Origin of the sequence: Pseudomonas proteolytica (genome assembly GCF_007858275.1) — a bacterium.
Lineage (GTDB): Bacteria > Pseudomonadota > Gammaproteobacteria > Pseudomonadales > Pseudomonadaceae > Aquipseudomonas > Aquipseudomonas proteolytica.
Map to the genome: position 1 here is coordinate 13,688 of NZ_VFEV01000056.1, position 17,498 is coordinate 31,185.

Consider the following 17,498-nt stretch of genomic DNA (forward strand, 5'->3'; position numbering starts at 1 on the left):
GAGCAAGCCCGCTCCCACATGGGTTTTACGTTGGACTTGCGACCGCGTTAGAAATCCAGGCTCACCCCGACACTGACTCCCTGCTGGGTCAGGCTGTCATCCTTCCTTACGTTATAGGCGGCCCGCAACGCCAGCTCCTGGGTCAACTTGTGGCTGATCCCGAGGCTCAGGCGGTCTGAGTTGCTGCGGGGCGTGTAGCCGTCCAGCTTGAAGTCGATCCCCTGCACGCTGTTGAGCGAAATGTTCACCTTCTGGGTGTCATTCTCGAACTCATGCTCGTGAGCCACTTCGCCAAACACCTGGGTTTGCGGGGTGACCCGGTAGCTGCCCTGCAGGCCAACCCCCAGGCGTTTGGAGTCGCGCTGCTGGTCATCAAAGGTCAGCGCCGTGGAGCGGCTGCCTTTTTCCCCGTAGCCATCGACTTCGACCCGCGCATAGTCGGCGCTGATGAACGGTGACAGGTGCCAGTCGCTGCCGACCCCGGCAATGTCATAACCCACGCGGCCGCTCAAGGCCCAGAGCCAGCCGTCGGTGTCGCCTTTTTCGGAGCCTTCGCTGACGCCCAGGGCGAATTTGCGCTTGAGGCTGTCGAAGTCCAGGCGGCCACCGGTCAGCGCGGCATCGGCCCACCAGTGATTGTGCTGATACTGCGCGAATGCGCTGCCCATGTAGCTGTTGAGCTTGTAGTCCGAGTCGTTGGCGCCGGCTTCCAGGGTCTGGCGATACAAGCCAGCCGCGACGCCTACGCGCCAACTCTCGTCGAGCCGATAGCTGGTGCCGACATTCAGGTTGTAGCCACTGCCGTCGCCACTGGCCGAACTGCGTTGATCATCAAAGTCCAGGCGCTGGCCACCGCCGGCCACAATTGCGCGCCATTGGCCAACGGCCTGCCAGTTGGCATTGTCCGCTTGCCATTGGTTGCGCAGCTCATCCTGGTGGGCACGCAGGGTGCCCTGGGCCATTTCCGGCAGCAAGGTCAGCTCCCAAGGGGCGGCCAGCAGGGAATAGGCGTAGTCGGCGATCAAGCGCTGCCCGGCGACGGTGGGGTGGACCGAGTCGTTGTAGATCAGCTTGGTCGGATCCGGGTTGGTGCCGCCAATGCCGTAGACCGGGTTGGCGGTGCAACTGTTGCCACTGAAGCAGGTGCCGGTAAGGTTCTGCCCGGTCTCCAGGCCAAATCGGCCCGGGTCGGCGAAGGATTCTTGCAACAACAGTGGAATATTCAACGGGATGATCTGGGCATCGATCTGAGACAGGCGTTGTACCAATGCCTGGTTGAAAATATTACTCAGGGCGGAGGTCGCTGCCTGCTGTGGTGTGCCGTTGATGGCAGGTGTCAGGCCCAGGTCGGGTAGCATCCACACCATGATGTAGCGCGCACCGGCTTGTTGCAGGACCTGGGCGCTGTCGGCCAGGCGCCCGCCTGCCGCAACGGCGTCGCCAGGGCTGCCGATGCGCTGTTGCAGGAAGTCATTGCCGCCACCGGACAGAAAGTACAGGGCATTGGGGTCGGCGCGCCCGCCGTTTGCCGGCAGGTAGCCCTGGCGACTGCGCAACACCGTGCCCGCGCCCGCATTGCCGGGTGGGATCGCGGTGTTGGATACCGAGGTGATGGAATCCAGGATGTTGTCGGTCCGGTAGCCACCGACCGCCCAGTTGTTGCCGTCAGGCAAGCCTTGCGCCGCGCGAACCGGGGAGGTGGAGGCATTCAGGTCGTTTGGCGCTACGCCCAGTTTCGAGCCCAGCAGGGTTGATGACACCAGGCCATAGTCGCCTTGGAATGTAGGACCGGTACGGTTGGTGAAGCGCAGGCTGGCGCCAGACAACCCGTCGGGGAACTGGCCGGCGTCCGCCAGGCTATCGCCGAAAACGACCATGGTTGAATAAGGTGAAGGTGCTGCAAACGCCTGCGCGCAGGCCAGTGCCAAGAGGCAGCCGGCAAGGGGCGCAACAAAATATGGTCTGAGCATACGAAATTCCATGTGATTGTTTTTGTATCGGAAGTGGAACACTAGCAATGTAGTGGGAGTTGCCTGTGAGGAAAATCGTTTTTTCCTACAAACCCTTGGTCATCGCCCCCGTATTTGCTGCTCCATATTGCACGGCCGGCGAGGCTACGTTACTGTGCGGGAACGTATGAATGAGACCCTCCCCGTGTTGATCATCAGCAAACTCTTGATGCGAGTAGTCAAGGCACACGCCCGTTGGCGTTGGCGCGCCTGAATTTTCTCTGCCGGCCCCGCCGGACCTGTACCGATTTGCCTTCTTCACCCTTTGTTCGACGCCCCTTGCCGGCTCACCCTGGCAACCGGAAAGTGCGTCTGGCAGCGGGTCACTCTCTGGGAAGGCGGTCATTCGAAATCAGTGAATTCAAGAGGTTTGAACCCACATGTTGCTGATGATTGATAACTACGACTCCTTTACCTACAACGTTGTGCAATACCTGGGCGAGCTGGGTGCCGAGGTCAAGGTGGTGCGCAACGATGAAATGACCGTGGCGCAGATTGCGGCCTTGAACCCGGAGCGCATCGTCGTTTCGCCCGGGCCGTGTACGCCGACCGAGGCGGGAATTTCCCTTGAAGCGATCAAGTATTTCGCCGGCAAGCTGCCGATTCTCGGGGTTTGCCTGGGCCACCAATCCATCGGCCAGGCGTTTGGTGGCGATGTAGTGCGTGCCCGCCAGGTAATGCACGGCAAGACCAGCCCGGTGTTTCATCGTGACCTGGGCGTGTTCCAGGGCCTGAACCTGCCGGTGACGGTGACCCGCTACCACTCACTGGTGGTCAAGCGCGAAACCCTGCCCGAGTGCCTGGAACTGACGGCCTGGACCCAACTGGAAGACGGCTCGGTCGATGAGATCATGGGCCTGCGGCACAAGACACTGAATGTCGAAGGGGTGCAATTTCACCCCGAATCGATTCTGACCGAGCAGGGCTACGAGCTGTTCGCCAACTTTCTCAAGCAGAGCGGCGGCACGCGCTAAGGACTTTCCATGGATATCAAGACTGCCCTGAGCCGTATCGTCGGCCATCTGGACCTGAGCACCGCTGAAATGAGCGATGTCATGCGCGAAATCATGACCGGTCAATGCACCGATGCGCAGATTGGCGCCTTTATGATGGCCATGCGCATGAAAAGCGAGAGCATCGACGAAATCGTCGGCGCCGTCTCGGTGATGCGCGAGCTGGCGGACAAGGTCGAACTCAAGACCCTCGACGGCGTGGTCGATGTGGTCGGCACCGGCGGCGATGGTGCGAATATCTTCAACGTATCGACGGCGTCTTCCTTTGTGGTCGCGGCCGCTGGCTGCACCGTGGCCAAGCATGGCAACCGCGCGGTATCGGGCAAGAGCGGCAGTGCCGACCTGCTGGAAGCGGCAGGTATCTACCTGAACCTGACGCCGGTGCAGGTGGCGCGCTGCATCGATAACGTTGGCATCGGCTTTATGTTTGCCCAGTCCCACCATGGGGCGATGAAGCACGCCGCTGGCCCGCGCAAGGACCTGGGCCTGCGTACCCTGTTCAACATGCTTGGCCCGCTTACGAATCCGGCCGGTGTGAAACATCAGGTGGTGGGCGTGTTCAGCCAGGCGCTGTGCCGGCCTTTGGCCGAAGTCCTGCAACGCCTGGGCAGTAAGCATGTGCTGGTGGTGCATTCCAAGGATGGCCTGGACGAATTCAGCCTGGCGGCCCCGACCTTTGTGGCGGAGCTCAAGAACGACGAGGTCACTGAGTACTGGGTCGAGCCAGAAGACCTCGGTATGAAGAGCCAGAGCCTGCATGGCCTGGCGGTGGAAAGCCCGGCGGCCTCCCTGGAATTGATTCGCGATGCCTTGGGGCGCCGCAAGACCGAAAACGGCCAGAAAGCGGCTGAGATGATTGTTCTGAATGCTGGCGCGGCACTTTACGCAGCCGATCACGCCTATAGTCTTAAAGAAGGTGTCGCCTTAGCCCACGATGCGCTGCACACGGGTCTGGCTCGCGAAAAACTCGAAGAGCTGGGAGCATTCACGGCCGTATTCAAAATGGAGAATGAAGGATGAGTGTGCCAACAGTCCTGGAAAACATCCTCGCCCGCAAAGTTGAAGAAGTCGCCGAGCGCCGCGCCCGCGTGAGCCTGGCCGAGCTGGAAGGCCTGGCGAGAAGCGCCGATGCACCGCGCGGCTTCGCCAATGCCCTGATTACCCAGGCCAAGCTCAAGCAGCCGGCGGTGATCGCAGAGATCAAAAAGGCCTCGCCGAGCAAAGGTGTGATCCGCGAGCACTTCGTGCCAGCAGAAATTGCTGCCAGTTACGAGAAGGGCGGGGCGACCTGCCTTTCCGTGCTGACTGACATCGACTATTTCCAAGGTTCCGATGCTTACCTGCAACAAGCCCGCGCCGCGTGCAAGTTACCGGTGATCCGCAAGGACTTCATGATCGACCCGTACCAGATCGTCGAAGCCCGGGCATTGGGCGCCGATTGCGTGCTGCTGATCGTTTCGGCGCTGGACGACGTGCAGATGGCCGAGCTGGCGGCTGTTGCCAAAGGCGTGGGTCTGGATGTACTGGTCGAAGTCCACGACGGTGACGAGCTGGAGCGCGCACTGAAAACCCTCGATACACGGCTGGTTGGGGTCAACAACCGCAATCTGCACACCTTTGAAGTCAACCTCGAAACCACCTTGGACTTGCTGCCGCGCATTCCCCGCGACCGGCTGGTGATTACCGAGAGTGGGATCGTCAATCGTGCGGATGTGGAGCTGATGGAAATCAGCGACGTCTACTCGTTCCTGGTCGGCGAAACCTTTATGCGTGCGGAAAATCCTGGGGCTGAGTTGCAGCGCCTGTTTTTCCCGGAGCGTGGTGTGCCGGTCAGCGGTTCGACGCTGGATTGATTTGAAACGCGGTCACTGTCGGAGCTGGCTTGTGTGTTTATTCAGAGAGGTAAATGCCCGATGATCCAGCCCGTAGCGATGACCGTTGAAGCAGGCCTTGCCGCCGAGCAGGACTTGCTGGCCGCCGTCTGTGCGGGTGAGCAGTCATTCGGGCTGCTGTTCTGGCAACCCAGCGACCAGGCATTGGTGATGCCTCGCCGCCTGAGCCGCTTGCCTGCGTTTGAAGTGGCGAGCCAAGTATCGGCCGCCCATGGCTGGCCGGTATTGCTACGGGAAACCGGCGGTGAACCGGTGCCGCAATCGAGCGCCACGGTCAATATCGCTCTGGTCTACGCACCGCCGCGCAGTGAAGGCGATCAGGGCCGGATTGAAACCGGGTACTTGCGTCTGTGCCAACCTATCTGCGATTTGCTGACTGAGTTGGGGGGCGATGCTTCTGTAGGCGAAATCGACGGTGCCTTTTGCGATGGCCGCTATAACGTCAATCTCGACGGACGCAAGATGGTCGGTACTGCCCAGCGTTGGCGCCAGAGTGGTGGGCGCCCGGTGGGCCTGGTGCATGGCGCATTGTTGCTGGATAACCATCGTGAAGAACTGATTGCTGCGGTCAATCGCTTCAACCAGGCGTGTGGCCTGGAGCAACGGGTTCGTGCCGACAGCCATATCGCCCTGCATGAAGCCTTTGCTGCGCCGGATGCGATCAGCCGCCTCGACGCTTTATACCGGCAGATGCTGGCGCAGGTCTTTGCGCCCTAGCGGGTGCCGAACACCACCATCGTCTTGCCTTTGACGTGAACCAGGTTGCGCTCTTCCAGATCCTTGAGCACCCGACCGACCATCTCCCGCGAGCAACCGACGATGCGCCCGATCTCTTGGCGCGTAACCTTGATCTGCATACCGTCAGGATGAGTCATGGCATCTGGCTGCTTACACAACTCCAGCAGGCAGCGGGCGACGCGCCCTGTGACATCGAAGAATGCCAGGTCGCCGACTTTGCGTGTGGTGTTGCGTAAGCGCTGGGCAATCTGGCCGCTCAGGGCGTAGAGAATTTCCGGATCCTGTTGGGCCAGCTCGCGAAATTTTGCGTAGCTGATTTCCGCGACCTCACACTCGATCTTGGCTCTCACCCAGGCGCTACGTTCCTGTTCTTTGCCGGCTTGCTCAAACAGCCCCAGTTCGCCGAAAAAATCACCGGTGTTGAGGTAGGCGATGATCATTTCGCGGCCGTCTTCATCCTCGATCAGGATCGTGACCGAACCTTTGATAATGAAGAAGAGGGTTTCCGAGCGTTCCCCGGCGCAGATGATGTTCTGTTTCGCCGGATAGCGTCGCCGCTGACAATGAGTCAGTAGCTTGTCGAGGTTCTTGATCTTGGGTATGGGGGTAATAGCAACCATGGTTGTATCCCGAAAAGACTGCACGGTGTGGTTGGACTTGTATTTTTTATCGAGCGAGGTCCATCCAATGGATGGCAATGCGCCATTGATTTGGCGCCAGCTTAACAGACACATTCTGACTCGATCAGGGAATTTATCTATCAAGGCCTACTGTTGAGCGCATTGCGGTAGAAGACTGCGCTCGCGGGGGCCTGTGATAAGCTGGCGCCCCTTTTTTAGCAGTGGAGTCTGGGCGATGAAGGCACGCATCCAATGGGCGGGCGAAGCCATGTTCCTCGGTGAGTCGGGCAGTGGCCATGTGGTGGTCATGGATGGCCCGCCGGAGGCCGGTGGTCGCAATCTGGGGGTACGGCCCATGGAAATGCTCCTGCTAGGCGTGGGCGGCTGCAGTAATTTTGATGTGGTCAGCATCCTGAAGAAGTCGCGCCAGGCAGTGGAAAGCTGCGAAGCCTTTCTGGAGGCCGAGCGCGCCACTGAAGATCCAAAGGTGTTTACCAAGATCCATATGCATTTTGTGGTCAAGGGGCGCGCGCTGAAGGAGGCGCAGGTCAAGCGGGCTATCGAGCTGTCGGCGCAGAAGTACTGCTCGGCCTCGATCATGCTTGGCGCGGCCGGAGTGGCCATTACTCATGATTACGAGATCATTGAGCTGGGTTGACCTTTTGTAGGAGCGAGCTTGCTCGCGAAGAACGCCAGCGACAGCGGGTTTAGTCAGGCTGCCCGCGGTGCTCTTGAGTTTTTCGCGAGCAAGCTCGCTCCTACAATGTTCGTGCGAGGTTTAAATGCGGTAAGTGCTTTTGGTCATGACCTTGGCCATCAGGCTCATGCCAAACCTTACCGGCGCCGGGAAGCGGAATCCGCCGGCATCCAACGCGCTTTCGGCGTGGTGCTCTTCGTCGATACGCATCTGCTCAAGAATCGCCCGGGATTTTTCGTCCTCGGCCGGCAGTTGTTCCAGATGCTCATCTAGGTGCTTGCACACCTGATGTTCGGTCGCCGCGACAAAACCCAGGCTGACCTTGTCGCTGATCAATCCCGCAGCGGCCCCGATACCAAACGACAAACCGTAAAACAGTGGGTTCAGCACGCTGGGGTGGCTGCCCAACTGGCGGATGCGCTGTTCACACCAGGCCAAGTGGTCGATTTCTTCCTCGGCCGCATGCTCCATGGCTGCGCGTACTTGCGGCAGCTTGGCGGTCAGGGCTTGGCCCTGGTACAGCGCCTGGGCGCAGACTTCACCGGTATGGTTGATACGCATCAGGCCGGCGACATGACGGGTGTCCGTCTCGCTCATTTGCGCTTCGGGTTGCACGATGGCGGGTGATGGGCGATACGGCTGGCCGCTGAAGGGAAGCAGCGTGCGCATGGCCGTATCGGCTTGCAGCAGCAGTCGGTCAATCGGCGAGTAGTGACGTTGGGTAGTCATGCTGACCTCCGGGAAAAATCTCGGCGCCCAGTTTACCGCAAGACAGGGGCGTGCGTTTGCGCTGGGTCATGCTTCTTGTAGGGGGTGCGGCTTGCTGGCGATGAGGCTCCTGAGGGTTACGGTGCTCTGGAGGGCGACATCGCCGGCGAGCCGGCTCCTACAATAGGGGTTCAGCCCGGTGGCCAGTTCATCTGGCGTTGACCCAATACATGCATATGAATGTGATAGACGGTCTGGCCGCCATCCTCATTGCAGTTCATGACCACGCGAAAACCTTTTTCACAGCCTTGTTCCACGGCCAGGCGCTGGGCGGTGTACAGGATGTGTCCAGCCAGGCCTTTATCTTCTTCCGTCAGGTCGTTGAGGGTGCGGATCGGCTTTTTCGGAATCACCAGGAAATGCACGGGGGCCATTGGCGCAATATCGTGGAAGGCCAGGACCTGGTCATCCTCGTAGATAATCCTCGCGGGTATTTCTCTGTTGATGATCTTGGTGAACAGAGTATCCACAGCTGTTTCTCCATTATGAAAGTGCAGGGTGAGTGTACTCAGCAGTTCAACGCGGGCAATAGGCCTTGTTGATGGCGCCGGCAATCTTGCGGGTCAACCAGCGTGGGCTCAAGCGCGGGCTGAACGCCAGCCAGCGATTACGGCGACCGGGAATAATGATCGCTTTGTTCTTTGCCAGGGCGCGAACGGTGTGCAGCGCCACCTCTTCCGGGCTCATCAACGCCAAGCGATCCAGCTTGGCGGTGTCCATCTGTGCGGTACCGAAGAACGCGGTGCGTGTCGGGCCGGGGCAAAGTACTGAAACTTTGATGCCGCAGCTCTTCAGCTCTTCGCGCAGGCCTTCGGAGAAGTGCAGCACATAGGCTTTGCTGGCGTAATAGGTGCTCATCCATGGACCCGGCTGGAAGGCAGCGACCGACGCGACATTGAGAATCTGCCCGCCACCCTGCAGGGCCATGGAGTTACCCAGTGCGTGGCACAGACGAGTCAGGGCCAGGACGTTGACTTCGATCAGGTCTTGCTCGGTCATCCAATCCTGGGCCAGGAATGGCCCGCTGGTGCCGATGCCGGCGCAGTTGACCAGCAAGTCTATCTGCCGCTCGCCTTCTTCCAGCTCCAGCAGGAACCCGGACAGGCGCAACGGTTCGCCCACGTCGCAGGCACGGAACAGCACCTCGACGCCAAAGCGTTGGGTCAGTTCTATGGCAATACTTTCCAACTGATCACGCTGGCGGGCCACCAGAATCAAGCTGCGGCCGCGACGGGCCAGTGCTTCGGCCAAGGCCAGGCCGATGCCGCTGGAGGCACCGGTGATCAGAGCGTAACGGGTCATGCGTTTCTCCATCGCAACGCCACCGCGCCTGCGACAGATGCGTCACAGGCGCGGGGCGTTTCTTCATTCTTCCGGAGAGTCTACAGGTTCGGCCGCATCGTCAGCACTTTGCGCGTCTTCTTCACCGGCGATGACGCTCTGGTCCGCGTCTTCATCGGTGGTCATGGAGCTGCTTTCATAGCCGCTGTCCACGCTGCTTTCGAGCTGGTCCAGGTAACCGCCCATGGCCAGCATCACCATAGCGGCGAAGATCAATGGGAGCAGCGCTAGCCACAGGGTGGCCAGGACCTTCACCGCCGTCGAGTTGCGTGGCGGTGGCGCACCATATTGGTTGGCGCCCGCATTGCCTGGCAGCACGATCAGCAGGATCGGGAAAATGCTGCCTACGATCGGTACGAGGTTCAGGAACCATAACCAGCCGGACCAGCCCAGGTCATGCAGGCGCTGTACGGTGATCTGGACACTGATCCATACAGACGCCACGAGTACGACGAAGCCAAGCAGCGAGCCAATGATGATTGCGGCGGTGGGGGAGGCTGCGGCAATACCCAGGCCCACGGTGAACAGGGCACCCACGATGGCGAACATCGCCAGGCTCAGCACCAGGGTCCAGGCCAGGAAGCGCAGGCGCCCGATACGGCCGTTGACGGTAAACACCTTGAGGGTGGAAAACTCGGGAAGGTTATCCCCGACAGCTGCGCGCGGCGGTGCGTATGGCGAAGCAGCCGCGCTTGAGACGTCAGGGCGGGCGGAGTCAGTCTCGTGAGTTTCAGCCAGGCTGAAGGCCACGGGTTGTTCGGCTTCGATGCGTGCATCAATCCCGGTGTTTTTCAGGGCCGTCAGGTAGGTTTCGGCATCGGAGTGAGACAGGTCGCGCTTCAGGGCGACCGGACGACCGGTGAAAAGCTTTTCGATCGCTTCAACGTCGCTTTTGAACAGTTCGGCCAGGTTCAGCTTGGCGGTGGTGCTTTCGACACCCGGGAGCAGGGCTCCATCAAACACAATCTTGAAACGGTTGTCGCTCATGCGGGCATCCTTGTCACTTTCCAGGGGGTAGGTAATGCAGGCCTGCTTCAATCGGCAGGCCTGGGGGGGGTGTCAGCGTGGCCAGCGCAATTGTGCCGCTTGCTCACGCGCCTTGCGGTATTCGGCATCGAGACGGGCAACCAGTTCATCGACGCTGGGTAAGTCGTCAATTTCACCGACGCCCTGGCCGGCGGACCATACAGTCTTCCAAGCTTTTGCCTCGTCGCTGAGAGGCTTGAGCTTGGAGCCGAAGTTGACTTCACCTTTGCCTTGCAGGGCGGCGAGGTCGAAGCCGGCGTTTTCCAGGCTTTGCCGCATAAAACTGGCAGGCACGCCGGATACCGCCGGAGTGTGCACGATATCGGCTGCGCGGGATGTGAGCAGCATCTCTTTATAGGCATCGGGGGCGTGGCTTTCAGTGGTGCCGATAAAGCGGGTACCGAAATACGCGAGGTCAGCACCGAGCAATTGCGCGGCGAGAATCTCGTGCCCATGGTTCAAGCAGCCGGCCAGTAGCAGGGTCTTGTCGAAAAACTGGCGGATTTCGGCGATCAGCGAGAATGGACTCCAGGTGCCCGCGTGACCACCAGCCCCTGCGGCTACGGCGATCAGTCCGTCGACCCCGGCCTCGGCGGCTTTCTCGGCATGGCGTCGGGTGGTGACGTCGTGGAACACCAGGCCGCCGTAACTGTGTACGGCGTCTACCAACTCCTTGACCGCACCCAGGCTGGTGATAACGATCGGCACCTTGTGCTCGACGCAGATCGCCAGGTCAGCCTCAAGGCGCGGGTTGCTGTTGTGCACGATCAGGTTGACCGCGTAAGGCGCGGGATTGTCCAGTAGCGCCAGGCCCGCTTCGATTTCCTCCAGCCAGGCCTTGAACCCGCTGCTCTCGCGCTGGTTGAGTGCCGGGAAGCTCCCGACCACGCCATTGCGACAGCACGCCAGGACTAGTTGCGGGTTGGAAATCAGGAACATCGGCGCAGCCACCACGGGCAGGCGCAGACGTTGTTCAAGCAAAGCGGGCAGCGACATTGGAAGTACCCCGGTTTAGGTGCGGCTGATTAGAGTTAGAACGGCTTTACGACGACCAAAATTACAATAGCCAGCAATATCAGAACCGGCACTTCATTGAACCAGCGATAAAAGACATGGCTGCGGGTGTTTTCGCCACGGGCGAAACGTTTTACCTGGGCGCCACACATGTGGTGGTAACCGATCAGGATTACTACCAGGGTCAGCTTGGCGTGCATCCATCCACCCTGGCTGAATACGCTTGGGTTAAGGCTGATCAACCAGATGCCGAATACCAGGGTGGCGATCATCGCTGGCAGCATGATGCCCTTGTACAGCTTGCGCTCCATCAGGCTGAAACGCTCCTGACTGACGGCATCCTGGCTTTGTGCGTGGTAGACGAACAGGCGCGGCAGGTAAAACAGCCCGGCAAACCAGCAGACAATGCTGACGATATGAAAGGCTTTGAGCCATAGATAAAGCATTTTTAGTTATTCCCAGGTTCACGGTGACTGGAGATAGTAGAGGCTAGAGTGCGCGCACGTCACGTTGACGGTTGTCGCAGAACGATACGACCCCTATTATCGACGGCTTTCCAGTGGGTTCGTTGAGGGCAGGTTTATGGTCAAGGTCGGTATCGTCGGCGGCACGGGTTACACCGGTGTCGAATTGCTGCGTCTGTTGGCTCAGCATCCGCAAGCTGAGGTGGTGGTCATCACCTCCCGATCCGAGGCTGGCCTGGCCGTTGCCGATATGTATCCGAACCTGCGCGGCCATTACGATGGCCTGGCGTTCAGCGTTCCGGACATCAAGACCCTGGGTGCCTGCGACGTCGTGTTCTTCGCCACACCACATGGGGTTGCCCATGCCTTGGCGGGTGAGTTGCTGGCGGCCGGGACCAAGGTCATCGACCTCTCGGCGGACTTCCGCCTGCAGGATGCCGATGAGTGGGCCAAGTGGTACGGCCAGCCCCACGGTGCTCCGGAGCTGCTTGAGGAGGCGGTGTATGGTTTGCCTGAGGTCAATCGCGAGCAGATCAGCAAGGCGCGCCTGATTGCCGTGCCAGGTTGCTATCCGACGGCGACCCAGTTGGGCTTCCTGCCGCTGCTCGAAGCTGGCCTGGCGGATGCTTCGTGCCTGATTGCCGACTGCAAGTCGGGCGTCAGCGGCGCTGGTCGTGGTGCGGCCGTAGGCTCCTTGTACGCCGAGACCTCGGAAAGCATGAAAGCGTATGCCGTAAAAGGGCATCGCCACTTGCCGGAAATTCGCCAAGGCCTGCGTCGGGCTGCCGGCAGTGACGTCGGTCTGACGTTCGTGCCGCACCTGACCCCGATGATCCGTGGGATTCACTCGACGCTGTATGCAACCGTCAAGGATCGCTCGGTGGACCTGCAGGCACTGTTTGAAAAACGCTATGCCAATGAACCGTTCGTCGATGTGATGCCAGCTGGCAGCCACCCGGAAACCCGTAGCGTGCGCGGCGCCAACGTATGCCGGATCGCCGTGCATCGTCCGCAGGACGGCGACCTGGTCGTGGTGCTGTCGGTCATTGATAACCTGGTCAAAGGCGCGTCGGGCCAGGCTGTGCAGAACATGAACATCTTGTTCGGCCTCGATGAGAAGCTCGGTTTGTCCCATGCCGGCATGCTGCCTTAAAGCGTCGGCTGCTGTGCAAAAGGCCCGTTGATCGGGCCTTTTGCGTTTTTAAGGGCGGCTACGCAGATTGATATACCGTAACAATAGTTGACCGCTTTTCTAGGAGAAGCGGATAATGGCCGCCATCACGCATATGGCGGCGCTACGCCGGGAGATTATCAGCATGAGCGTTGAATCCTTCACCCCCACGGCTTTGCAATTCACCCACGGTGCTGCGCACAAGGTGAAGAGCCTGGTCGATGAAGAGGGTAATGATCGCTTGAAGCTGCGCGTATTCGTTACGGGCGGCGGTTGTTCAGGGTTTCAGTACGGCTTTACCTTCGATGAAGATGTGGCCGATGACGACACCATTGTCGAGCGCGAGGGCGTAAGCCTGGTCGTGGATCCGATGAGCTTCCAGTACTTGGCAGGTGCCGAGGTTGATTACCAGGAAGGTTTGGAAGGCTCGCGCTTTGTGATCAAAAACCCGAATGCCACCACGACTTGTGGTTGCGGTTCGTCGTTCTCGATCTGATCGATAGCGGATAGGCAAAACGCCGTTTGGCTCTTATGGGGCCAAGCGGCGTTTTGCTATCTGCGTGTCAGGCGGGGTAGATCGCGCCAAGTACGCGAAGGCCGCGGGCGCCGGTAACGCTTGGACGGTTGGCGGCGATGCCTTCAAGGCAGCAATGGGCCAGCCAGGCGAAGGCCATGGCCTCAACCCAGTCGGGATCGACGCCGTGGGTGGCGGTGCTGCTGACGCGAGTGGCCGGCAGCAAGGCTGCGATACGGTTCATCAGCGTCGTGTTATGGGCGCCACCACCACATACCAGCAGGGTTTCGGTTTGCGGCTGTGCGGTTTTCAGCGATTCGACGATGGTCTGCGCTGTCAGCTCCAGCAGCGTGGCCTGGACATCCTGCGCATTGAATGATGGCAGTCGACCGAGGTGGTGTTCCAGCCATGGCAGGTTGAAGACTTCGCGCCCCGTGCTTTTCGGGCCCTTTGTCAGGAAGAAAGGGTCGCTGAGCAGCGCGGCCAGCAGTTGTGGTTCGATCTTTCCTGTGGACGCCCATTGGCCGTCACGGTCAAAGCTATCGCCCCTTTGCTGGTGAATCCAGGCATCCAGCAGGACATTGCCCGGGCCGCAATCAAAGCCAGCTACCGGTTTACCGGTCTCGATCAGGCTCAGATTGCTGAAGCCGCCGACGTTCAGTACTGCGCGGTTGCCGGCAGCCTCGCCAAACAACGCTTCGTGAAAGGCTGGCACCAGCGGCGCACCCTGGCCGCCGGCGGCCACATCGCGGCTACGAAAGTCACTGACCACGGTGATTCCGGTCAGCTCGGTCAGTAGTGCGGGGTTGCCGATCTGTACGGTAAAACCGCGGGCGGGCTCGTGGCGAATGGTTTGCCCGTGGCTGCCAATGGCGCGGATGTCGTGATGAGTGAGCTGCTGTTGCTCCAGCAAGGCTTGAATGCCATGGGCGGCGAGTGTTACCCAGTTTTGCTGGGCAATCGCCGAGCGGGCAATCTCGTCCGGGCCGCTGGCGCAAAGACCCAGCAGCTCCGCCCGCAGCGTTTCAGGCATGGGAATGTAATGGGTGGCGATCAGTTTGACCGCCGTGTCCTGCTCGATCAGCGCAATGTCCAGGCCATCGAGGCTGGTCCCGGACATGACACCTATATAGAGCGCCATCGCTTAACGCTTCGCCGAAGCCAGCATAGTGGCGCGTTCCTGGTCCATACGTGCCATCAGCGGTTGGCTTTGCTGAAGGAAGCGCGCGCGCTCGGCCTTGGCGATCGGGTCGGCCATCGGCAGCTTCTGGCCCAGTGGGTCGACGTGCACGCCGTTGACCTGGAACTCATAGTGCAAGTGCGGCCCGGTGGACAGGCCGGTGGTGCCGATATAGCCGATCACCTGGCCTTGCTTGACGTTGCCGCCGGTTTTCACGCCTTTGGCAAAGCCTTGCATGTGGCCGTAAAGCGTACGGTAGCTGTTGCCGTGCTGGATGATCACGGTGTTGCCGTAGCCGCCGCGGCGCCCGGCCAGCAGCACCTTGCCATCGCCGGCAGCCTTGATCGGCGTGCCGCGCGGTGCGGCATAGTCGACACCTTTGTGGGCGCGGATTTTGTTCAGAATTGGATGCTTGCGGCCCATGGAAAAACGCGAGCTAATACGGGCGAAGTCAACAGGAGTGCGGATGAAGGCCTTGCGCATGCTATTGCCATCGGCGGTGTAGTAGCTGCTGTTGCCTTGTTTGTTGGTGTAGCGCACGGCGGTGTAGGTCTTGCCGCGATTGGTAAAGCGCGCCGACAGGATATTGCCGGTGCCGACGACCTTGCCGTTGGCCACCTTTTGCTCGTAGATCACGTCGAATTCGTCACCCTGGCGAATATCCTGAGCGAAGTCGATGTCGTAGCCAAACACGCTGGCCATGTCCATGGTCATGCTATGGGACAGGCCTGCGCGTGCCGCCGACTGGGACAGCGAGCTGTTGATCACGCCATGGATGTAGGCAGAGCGCATCACCGGCTTGGTGGTCACGCGATTGAAGGCAAATCCCTTGGCGCCCTTGGTCAAGGTGATGCTTTCAAGATCGCTGAGATTGGTGTGCAGGGTGGTCAGTTGACCTTCTGGGCTCAGCTCGAACTCAAGTTTCTGGCCGCGCTTGAGCTGGGTGAATTGCTTGGCTTGCTTATCGCTGGCCAGCACATCGTTAACGGTCGCGGCTGGAAGGCCGACTTTTTCGAACAGCGTCGACAGCGTGTCGCCTTTGGCCACGATCACTTCGCGATGCTCGGGGCCCTTTGCTACCTGGGGTACAGGTGCGGCCTGGGCGGTTGTCTTGGTGTCACCCGCGCTGTCTTCAATCTGTGCAAATGGCGACTCGACGCTCGCGGTTGTGGCTTGTTGCGCGTCAGAAGCGTCTTGATCTTGTGTCAGTTGTTCAATCGGGCTCTCCAAGTCAAGGCTCAGAGTCGTTCGTTTGGCTTCTACGTCACTGGAAGGGAATACCAGGAGTGCCAGGCTGAGAAGGGCGGCGATACCACTTGCTGCGAGCAGGTGGGTCTTCGGGTAAAGCGGCGGCGCTTTAGACGGTTCAGTGGTCATAGGTAATTTTGACTTTGAAAAGATGAAATGGAAAAGATGAATGACATGATGAAGATGAAATAACTGTATAAAATATAACCAAATCATCTGTGGTGCAAGCTTGCGAATGCCGGGCTCGCCGAATGGTGCTCGTTTGCAGGGCAAAACTTGTAATTAGTCCCTGATCTTGTATGGTTGGTTCCCTTTGAATCTGAGCCTTGCGGGTCTGTTATGAAGTCGGTTGAAGAGCAGCTAGCGCTGATCAAACGTGGTGCGGAAGAACTGTTGGTCGAGGCCGAGCTGATCGAAAAGCTCAAGCGTGGCCAACCCCTGCGTATTAAGGCTGGCTTTGATCCGACAGCGCCGGATCTGCACTTGGGTCACACCGTGCTTATTAATAAGCTGCGCCAGTTCCAGGAGCTGGGGCATCAGGTGATCTTCCTTATAGGTGATTTCACCGGGATGATCGGTGACCCGAGCGGTAAGAGTGCCACACGCCCGCCGCTGACCCGCGAGCAGGTTTTGGACAATGCCGAGACCTACAAGACCCAGGTCTTCAAGATTCTCGATCCGGCCAAGACCGAGGTGGCGTTCAACTCCACGTGGATGGATCAGATGGGGCCGGCGGACTTCATTCGCCTGACATCCCAGTACACCGTTGCGCGGATGCTTGAGCGCGATGACTTCGATAAGCGCTACTCCACCAACCAGCCTATCGCTATTCATGAGTTCCTGTACCCGCTGGTTCAAGGGTATGACTCGGTGGCCCTGCGTGCGGATGTCGAGTTGGGTGGTACCGACCAGAAGTTCAACCTGTTGATGGGGCGCGAGCTGCAGCGCGCGTATGGTCAGGAAGCTCAGTGCATTCTGACCATGCCATTGCTGGAAGGGTTGGATGGCGTGAAGAAAATGTCCAAGTCCTTGGGCAACTATGTCGGCATCCAGGAGGCGCCGGGGGTGATGTACGGCAAGCTGGTTTCTATCCCGGATGCGCTGATGTGGCGTTACTTCGAGCTGTTGAGCTTCCGCTCCATGGATGAGATCAACGCATTGCGTGCCGACGTTGAGGCTGGTGCGAACCCGCGGGACGTCAAGATCAAGCTGGCGGAAGAGATTGTTGCGCGCTTCCATGGTGAAGAGGCTGCGGCCAGCGCTCACCGTGCTGCGGGCAATCGCATGAAGGATGGCGAGCTGCCGGATGATCTGCCGGAGATCGAGTTGACTGCCACCGAAGCGATGCCGATTGCCGCTGTCCTTAATAAGGCGGGCCTAGTGAAGAACTCGGCAGTGGCGCGCGACCTCCTGGGGTCTGGCGGTGTGCGTATAGATGGTGAGGTTGTCGATCGCACCTTTATATACGAGCTGGGCGCGACCCATGTCTGTCAGGCCGGTAAGAAGGCATTTGCGCGTATTACGCTTAAATCCGAATAAACCTGGAATTAACGGTTGACGGCGAATTATATCTGTCTATAATTCGCCCCACTTCCGGCGCAGTCGAAACGGAAAACTCCTTGGTAAACAATGAGTTATGCGGGATTCGACAGCAAGTTGCTTCAGTTCATCGAAGTCAAAAGGAAGTTGAAAAAGAGGTGTTGACAGCAGCGTGTAACGCTGTAGAATTCGCCTCCCGCTGACGAGAGATCGGAAGCGCAAGTGGTTGAAGTTGTTGAGGAAAACCTCGAAAGCTTCTGAAAA

The 17,498-nt window shown here is 59.5% G+C and carries 19 protein-coding genes; 8 read left to right on the plus strand and 11 right to left on the minus strand.

The genetic code is table 11. The annotated features are described in order from the left end of the window. Positions 1–47 precede the first annotated feature (47 nt). Positions 48–1,970, minus strand: coding sequence for an esterase EstP (estP, locus tag FIV38_RS27755; RefSeq protein WP_092239445.1), 1,923 nt, complete (start codon positions 1,968–1,970; stop codon positions 48–50). A gap of 419 nt (positions 1,971–2,389) precedes the next feature. Here estP and FIV38_RS27760 point away from each other — a divergent pair, with 419 nt between their 5' ends. From FIV38_RS27760 to FIV38_RS27775, 4 genes are read left to right on the plus strand one after another with little or no spacing between them, the layout of a single operon-like run. Continuing rightward, a complete protein-coding gene (locus FIV38_RS27760; RefSeq protein WP_029296765.1) occupies positions 2,390–2,983 on the plus strand; it encodes an aminodeoxychorismate/anthranilate synthase component II in 594 nt (197 codons plus the stop codon). A 9-nt stretch (positions 2,984–2,992) separates the two neighbouring features. Then, positions 2,993–4,042 (plus strand): anthranilate phosphoribosyltransferase, encoded by a 1,050-nt coding sequence (gene trpD / locus FIV38_RS27765; protein WP_092239443.1) that lies wholly within the window; start codon positions 2,993–2,995, stop codon positions 4,040–4,042. Then, on the plus strand, positions 4,039–4,875 hold the full coding sequence (gene trpC, locus FIV38_RS27770) for an indole-3-glycerol phosphate synthase TrpC (RefSeq protein WP_029296761.1): 837 nt from the start codon (positions 4,039–4,041) through the stop codon (positions 4,873–4,875). The genes trpD and trpC overlap by 4 nt, the downstream gene beginning before the upstream one ends. Before the next feature lie 60 nt (positions 4,876–4,935). After that, complete coding sequence (locus tag FIV38_RS27775; RefSeq protein ID WP_092239441.1) at positions 4,936–5,631, plus strand: lipoate--protein ligase family protein; 696 nt, start codon at positions 4,936–4,938, stop codon at positions 5,629–5,631. Here the strand turns inward: FIV38_RS27775 and crp are convergent. Then, a complete protein-coding gene (gene crp / locus FIV38_RS27780; protein ID WP_029296757.1) occupies positions 5,628–6,272 on the minus strand; it encodes a cAMP-activated global transcriptional regulator CRP in 645 nt (214 codons plus the stop codon). The two genes, FIV38_RS27775 and crp, sit on opposite strands and share 4 nt — an antisense overlap. Before the next feature lie 235 nt (positions 6,273–6,507). On the opposite strand from crp, the gene FIV38_RS27785 reads away from it, so the two are divergent. Then, positions 6,508–6,930: an OsmC family protein gene (locus tag FIV38_RS27785; protein WP_029296755.1), complete on the plus strand. Its 423-nt coding sequence runs from the start codon at positions 6,508–6,510 to the stop codon at positions 6,928–6,930. Positions 6,931–7,050: 120 nt separating this feature from the next. Here FIV38_RS27785 and coq7 read toward each other — a convergent pair whose 3' ends face one another. The 6 genes from coq7 to hemJ form a co-directional block, all read right to left on the minus strand. Then, complete coding sequence (coq7, locus tag FIV38_RS27790; protein ID WP_029296753.1) at positions 7,051–7,698, minus strand: 2-polyprenyl-3-methyl-6-methoxy-1,4-benzoquinone monooxygenase; 648 nt, start codon at positions 7,696–7,698, stop codon at positions 7,051–7,053. Positions 7,699–7,868: 170 nt separating this feature from the next. Continuing rightward, the gene (locus FIV38_RS27795; protein WP_029296751.1) at positions 7,869–8,207 is read right to left on the minus strand and encodes a histidine triad nucleotide-binding protein; all 339 of its coding nucleotides are present in this window, start codon (positions 8,205–8,207) and stop codon (positions 7,869–7,871) included. Between the two features lie 46 nt (positions 8,208–8,253). Then, positions 8,254–9,039: an SDR family NAD(P)-dependent oxidoreductase gene (locus tag FIV38_RS27800; protein WP_092230798.1), complete on the minus strand. Its 786-nt coding sequence runs from the start codon at positions 9,037–9,039 to the stop codon at positions 8,254–8,256. Between the two features lie 63 nt (positions 9,040–9,102). Then, positions 9,103–10,065, minus strand: a complete 963-nt coding sequence (locus FIV38_RS27805; RefSeq protein WP_092239466.1) for a DUF805 domain-containing protein — start codon at positions 10,063–10,065, stop codon at positions 9,103–9,105. Positions 10,066–10,137: 72 nt separating this feature from the next. Continuing rightward, positions 10,138–11,100 carry an NAD(P)H-dependent flavin oxidoreductase gene (locus tag FIV38_RS27810; RefSeq protein ID WP_029296746.1) on the minus strand — a complete coding sequence of 321 codons (963 nt, stop codon included), beginning with the start codon at positions 11,098–11,100 and terminating at the stop codon, positions 10,138–10,140. Between the two features lie 35 nt (positions 11,101–11,135). Continuing rightward, positions 11,136–11,564, minus strand: a complete 429-nt coding sequence (gene hemJ, locus FIV38_RS27815; RefSeq protein WP_029296744.1) for a protoporphyrinogen oxidase HemJ — start codon at positions 11,562–11,564, stop codon at positions 11,136–11,138. 136 nt (positions 11,565–11,700) lie between these two features. Here hemJ and argC point away from each other — a divergent pair, with 136 nt between their 5' ends. Both argC and erpA read left to right on the plus strand, forming a co-directional pair. Then, complete coding sequence (argC, locus tag FIV38_RS27820; protein ID WP_092239439.1) at positions 11,701–12,735, plus strand: N-acetyl-gamma-glutamyl-phosphate reductase; 1,035 nt, start codon at positions 11,701–11,703, stop codon at positions 12,733–12,735. A 163-nt stretch (positions 12,736–12,898) separates the two neighbouring features. Then, on the plus strand, positions 12,899–13,249 hold the full coding sequence (erpA, locus tag FIV38_RS27825; protein WP_003176443.1) for an iron-sulfur cluster insertion protein ErpA: 351 nt from the start codon (positions 12,899–12,901) through the stop codon (positions 13,247–13,249). Between the two features lie 67 nt (positions 13,250–13,316). On the opposite strand, the gene FIV38_RS27830 is transcribed toward erpA, so the two are convergent. Then, positions 13,317–14,408, minus strand: coding sequence for an anhydro-N-acetylmuramic acid kinase (locus FIV38_RS27830; RefSeq protein WP_092239437.1), 1,092 nt, complete (start codon positions 14,406–14,408; stop codon positions 13,317–13,319). A gap of 3 nt (positions 14,409–14,411) precedes the next feature. After that, on the minus strand, positions 14,412–15,824 hold the full coding sequence (locus FIV38_RS27835) for a peptidoglycan DD-metalloendopeptidase family protein (protein ID WP_092239435.1): 1,413 nt from the start codon (positions 15,822–15,824) through the stop codon (positions 14,412–14,414). A gap of 210 nt (positions 15,825–16,034) precedes the next feature. Between FIV38_RS27835 and tyrS the strand changes: the two genes are divergently transcribed. Next, complete coding sequence (tyrS, locus tag FIV38_RS27845; protein WP_029296731.1) at positions 16,035–17,234, plus strand: tyrosine--tRNA ligase; 1,200 nt, start codon at positions 16,035–16,037, stop codon at positions 17,232–17,234. Between the two features lie 36 nt (positions 17,235–17,270). Here tyrS and FIV38_RS30145 read toward each other — a convergent pair. Continuing rightward, positions 17,271–17,498: hypothetical protein (locus FIV38_RS30145; RefSeq protein WP_211368513.1), on the minus strand; the 228-nt coding region annotated here is incomplete at its 5' end.

Excerpts from the sequence above, each read along its gene's own strand:
- estP (WP_092239445.1), bottom strand. The coding sequence starts at position 1,970 with ATGCTCAGACCATATTTTGTTGCGCCCCTTGCCGGCTGCCTCTTGGCA.
- FIV38_RS27760 (WP_029296765.1), top strand. The coding sequence starts at position 2,390 with ATGTTGCTGATGATTGATAACTACGACTCCTTTACCTACAACGTTGTG.
- trpD (WP_092239443.1), top strand. The coding sequence starts at position 2,993 with ATGGATATCAAGACTGCCCTGAGCCGTATCGTCGGCCATCTGGACCTG.
- trpC (WP_029296761.1), top strand. The coding sequence starts at position 4,039 with ATGAGTGTGCCAACAGTCCTGGAAAACATCCTCGCCCGCAAAGTTGAA.
- FIV38_RS27775 (WP_092239441.1), top strand. The coding sequence starts at position 4,936 with ATGATCCAGCCCGTAGCGATGACCGTTGAAGCAGGCCTTGCCGCCGAG.
- crp (WP_029296757.1), bottom strand. The coding sequence starts at position 6,272 with ATGGTTGCTATTACCCCCATACCCAAGATCAAGAACCTCGACAAGCTA.
- FIV38_RS27785 (WP_029296755.1), top strand. The coding sequence starts at position 6,508 with ATGAAGGCACGCATCCAATGGGCGGGCGAAGCCATGTTCCTCGGTGAG.
- coq7 (WP_029296753.1), bottom strand. The coding sequence starts at position 7,698 with ATGACTACCCAACGTCACTACTCGCCGATTGACCGACTGCTGCTGCAA.
- FIV38_RS27800 (WP_092230798.1), bottom strand. The coding sequence starts at position 9,039 with ATGACCCGTTACGCTCTGATCACCGGTGCCTCCAGCGGCATCGGCCTG.
- FIV38_RS27805 (WP_092239466.1), bottom strand. The coding sequence starts at position 10,065 with ATGAGCGACAACCGTTTCAAGATTGTGTTTGATGGAGCCCTGCTCCCG.
- FIV38_RS27810 (WP_029296746.1), bottom strand. The coding sequence starts at position 11,100 with ATGTCGCTGCCCGCTTTGCTTGAACAACGTCTGCGCCTGCCCGTGGTG.
- hemJ (WP_029296744.1), bottom strand. The coding sequence starts at position 11,564 with ATGCTTTATCTATGGCTCAAAGCCTTTCATATCGTCAGCATTGTCTGC.
- argC (WP_092239439.1), top strand. The coding sequence starts at position 11,701 with ATGGTCAAGGTCGGTATCGTCGGCGGCACGGGTTACACCGGTGTCGAA.
- erpA (WP_003176443.1), top strand. The coding sequence starts at position 12,899 with ATGAGCGTTGAATCCTTCACCCCCACGGCTTTGCAATTCACCCACGGT.
- FIV38_RS27830 (WP_092239437.1), bottom strand. The coding sequence starts at position 14,408 with ATGGCGCTCTATATAGGTGTCATGTCCGGGACCAGCCTCGATGGCCTG.
- FIV38_RS27835 (WP_092239435.1), bottom strand. The coding sequence starts at position 15,824 with ATGACCACTGAACCGTCTAAAGCGCCGCCGCTTTACCCGAAGACCCAC.
- tyrS (WP_029296731.1), top strand. The coding sequence starts at position 16,035 with ATGAAGTCGGTTGAAGAGCAGCTAGCGCTGATCAAACGTGGTGCGGAA.